Raw genomic sequence first — 3,630 nt, forward strand, 5'->3', positions numbered from 1 at the left:
GCGGAGCCCGGCGTCGCCGCCCGCGCGGCGCTGCTGATGTTCCGGCAGGCGGTGCTGCTGCGGTTCGCGCTGGCCGAGGGCGTCATCCTGCTCGGCCTGCCCCTCGCGATGGCCGGGCACAGCGAGCTGGTGTTCGTCGCCGGTTTCGCGGTCGGCTACCCGCTGCTGGTCTGGCTGGCGCTGCCCACGCGCGGCGGCGTGGAGCGGATGCGGCGGCGGCTGGAGTCGCAGGGCGCCGAGTCGCACCTGTGGGCCGTCCTGCTGGCCGCCCCGCCGTCCCCGCGCGACGACGCCCGCTGAGCCGGCGCCTCCCGAGCCGGCGTCAGAGCCAGCCGCTCTTGCGGAGCCGCCGGAACAGCAGCACGCACACGACCGCCATCACCACGAGCACCGCCGGATACGACCACGCCCAGTGCAGCTCCGGCATGCGGTCGAAGTTCATCCCGTAGATCCCGGCGATCGCCGTCGGCACCGCGATGATCGCCGCCCACGCGGAGATCTTGCGCATGTCCTCGTTCTGCCGCTTGCCGAGCAGCGCCAGATGCGCGTTCAGCACGCTGTTGAGCAGCTCGTTGTGCGCGTCGACCTGCCCGTCCACGCGCAGCAGGTGGTCCAGGACGTCGCGGAAGTACTCGCGGGTCGAGCCGCACTCGGCGACCCGGCCCTTCACGATCTCCTGCAGCACCGGGACGAGCGGGTCCTCGGCGCTCCGGAACTCCAGCACCTCCCGCTTGAGGGAGTAGATGTCGGCGGTGACGTCCCGCGCGCCCGGGTCGAACACGGCCCGCTCCAGCCCGATGATGTCGACCTCGACCTCGTGCGCGACGAGCCCGTACCGGTCGACGACCTCGTCGCACACCGCGTACAGGACGGCGGTCGCGCCGTGCCCGAGCAGCTCCGGGTCGTCCTCCAGCCGCTGCCGGACCGGGCCGAGCGGGTTCCCGGCGCCGTGCCGGACGGTGACCACGAAGTCCCGGCCGAGGAAGACCATGATCTCGCCGACCTCGATGTCGGACGTCTCATCGATGTAGGACAGCGTCTTCAGCACCACGAACAGCGTGTCGTCGTAGCGCTCCATCTTCGGCCGCTGGTGCGCCGACACCGCGTCCTCGGCGGCCAGCGGGTGCAGGCTCAGCTCCTCCTTGACCAGGTCGAACTCGTCCTCGCCGGGTTCGAACAGGCCGATCCACAGGAAGCAGTCGCCGTCCGCGCGGGCCAGGTCGAAGGCGTCGCTGATGTCGCCGTCGATGTCGCGGCGCGTCCCGCCCGCGTAGATGGCCTTGTCCACGATCACGGCACGCATTCTCCCGCATCCGCACCGCACGCCGCCCGTATGCCCGGCATCTCCTAGAGTGGCCGCTGTGACGACCCTTCTCCTGGTGAGGCACGGCCTGACCGCGATGACCGGCCCGGTGCTCGCCGGCTGGACCCCCGGGCTCGGCCTCGACGACCGCGGCCGCGCCCAGGCCGCCGCGCTCGCCGCCCGGCTGGCGTCCCTCCCGCTCGCCGCGATCGTGTCCAGCCCCCTCGACCGCTGCGCCGAGACCGCCGCGGCGGTCGCCGCCGGGCACGCCCCGCCGATCGAGAAGGTCGAGACCGACGAGCGGTTCGGCGAGGTCCGCTACGGCGACTGGACGGGCCGCCCCCTCAAGGAGCTCGCCGAGGAGCCGCTGTGGCGGGTCGTGCAGGCCCACCCGAGCGCCGCCCGGTTCCCCGGCGAGGACGGCGAGTCCCTCGCCGCCGCGCAGCACCGCGCCGTCACCGCCGTCCGCGACTGGAACGAGCGCGTCGCCGCCGAGCACGGCCCCGAGGCCCTGTACGCCGTGTGCAGCCACGGCGACATCATCAAGTCGGTCGTCGCCGACGCCCTCGGCCTCCACCTGGACCAGTTCCAGCGGATCCAGGCCGACCCAGCGTCGCTCACCGTGATCCGCTATACCGAAACGCGGCCGTTCGTCGTCCGGGTCAACGACACCGGCGGCGATGTGGCCGCCCTGGTTCCGCAGCCGCCGCCGGAGGGGGCCGGCGAAGCCGGACTCGGGTCGGGGGACGCGCCCGTCGGCGGCGGCGCGTAGGGTCGGTGTCATGCCCGTCATCTCCTACGACCTGCCGGAGCGCTTCGTCGCCGGCGCCGTCGGGCGGCCCGGGGACCGCGCCTTCTACCTGCAGGCCCGCTCCGGCCGCCGCGTCACCAGCGTCGGGCTGGAGAAGTTCCAGGTGACGCTGCTGGCCGAGCGCCTGGAGGAGCTGCTGGACGAGGTGCTGCGGCGCAGCGGCGGCGACGTCCCGGTGCCCGCCGTCACCCCGTCGGAGCTGCAGGACGACGGCCCCCTCGACCAGCCGGTGGAGGAGGAGTTCAAGGTCGGCACGATGGCGCTCGCCTGGGACCCCGACGACGAGCAGGTCGTCATCGAGGCGCAGGAGGTCACCGAGACCGAGGAGGAGCCCGAGGTCGGCGACGACGACCCGGCCATCGCGGTGCTGCGCGTGCGGATCAGCGCCCCGCAGGCCCGCGCGTTCGCCGAGCGCGCGCTGAAGGTCGTCGCGGCCGGGCGCCCCCCGTGCCCGCTGTGCGGGCTGCCGCTGGACAGCGACGGGCACGTCTGCCCGCGCCAGAACGGGTACATGGGCTGAGATGACCGCCCCCGCGCACTGGAATACGGCCGCATGCTGGATCATGGGCGGCGCCGCCGGGAGAATGGGCCCATGACGCAGTCCTCCCGGGACCGGGCGCCCGCAGACGACACGGGCCGCGACACGGATCGCGGCACGGGCGGCCGCCCGGTGTCGCCCCGCGACGCGGCCGCCGCCGAGCGGCTGCTGACGGCCGGGCGCCTCGGCGTGGAGGGCCGCCTCGTCCAGGCGTCCAACGCCACCCTGTACTGCTCCATCGAGCACGACGGCCGGGCCGCCAACTGCGTCTACAAGCCCGTCGCCGGCGAGCGCCCGCTGTGGGACTTCCCCGACGGCACCCTCGCCGAGCGGGAGGTCGCCGCCTACGAGGTCTCCAAGGTGATGGGCTGGGGCACCGTCCCGCCCACCGTCCACCGCGACGGCCCCTACGGCCCCGGCATGGTGCAGCTGTGGGTCGAGCCCGACCCCGACATCGACCTCGTCGCCCTGTCCCGCTCCGACGACGAGGCGATCCGCCGCATGTCGGTCTTCGACGCCGTCGTCAACAACGCCGACCGCAAGATCGGCCACCTGCTGCCGCCCGGCGACGGCCACGTCTACGGCTGCGACCACGGCGTCTGCTTCTCCACCGAGTACAAGCTCCGCACCGTCCTGTGGCAGTGGCGCGGCAAGCCCCTCACCCCCGAGGCCCTCGAAGCCCTCGCCCGCGTCGACGCCGGCCTGCGCGGCGGCGCCCTCGGCGCCCGCCTCGCCGAACTCCTCACCCCCGACGAGGTCGAGGCCACCCGCCGCCGCGTGGAACTGATGCTCAAACACCGCATCCACCCCTACCCGCCGGAGGACTGGCCCGCCATCCCCTGGCCGCCCCTCTAGTACTACATAGCTAGATCTCGGTAAGCGATCGAACGATTCCTGTACGTGATCACGTTGGGTGGTGCAACGCTGTCTGCATGCCTGAGGCTCGTGAGTTCGCCGGTGCGGTAACCGCAGCAGATC

Annotated in this window: 4 protein-coding genes and 1 pseudogene; 4 read left to right on the forward strand and 1 reads right to left on the reverse strand. The window is 73.3% G+C overall.

Annotation, left to right across the window (positions count from 1 at the left end):
- Nucleotides 1-300 (forward strand): annotated as a pseudogene (locus tag HUX53_RS29570) (hypothetical protein); the annotation flags it as partial.
- 22 nt (nt 301-322) lie between these two features.
- On the opposite strand, the gene HUX53_RS29575 reads toward HUX53_RS29570, so the two are convergent.
- Nucleotides 323-1,303, reverse strand: coding sequence for a magnesium and cobalt transport protein CorA (locus HUX53_RS29575; RefSeq protein WP_176406505.1), 981 nt, complete (start codon nt 1,301-1,303; stop codon nt 323-325).
- 58 nt (nt 1,304-1,361) lie between these two features.
- Between HUX53_RS29575 and HUX53_RS29580 the strand changes: the two genes are divergently transcribed.
- The 3 genes from HUX53_RS29580 to HUX53_RS29590 all read left to right on the forward strand — a co-directional run bounded on the left by HUX53_RS29580 (nt 1,362) and on the right by HUX53_RS29590 (nt 3,507).
- Nucleotides 1,362-2,075: an MSMEG_4193 family putative phosphomutase gene (locus HUX53_RS29580; protein WP_176406506.1), complete on the forward strand. Its 714-nt coding sequence runs from the start codon at nt 1,362-1,364 to the stop codon at nt 2,073-2,075.
- Nucleotides 2,076-2,085: 10 nt separating this feature from the next.
- Nucleotides 2,086-2,634 carry a DUF3090 domain-containing protein gene (locus tag HUX53_RS29585; protein ID WP_176406507.1) on the forward strand — a complete coding sequence of 183 codons (549 nt, stop codon included), beginning with the start codon at nt 2,086-2,088 and terminating at the stop codon, nt 2,632-2,634.
- Between the two features lie 72 nt (nt 2,635-2,706).
- A complete protein-coding gene (locus HUX53_RS29590; RefSeq protein ID WP_176406508.1) occupies nt 2,707-3,507 on the forward strand; it encodes an SCO1664 family protein in 801 nt (266 codons plus the stop codon).
- Nucleotides 3,508-3,630 lie beyond the last annotated feature (123 nt).

Source organism: Actinomadura sp. BRA 177 (assembly GCF_013372625.1).
In the GTDB taxonomy this organism is placed as follows: Bacteria; Actinomycetota; Actinomycetes; order Streptosporangiales; family Streptosporangiaceae; genus Spirillospora.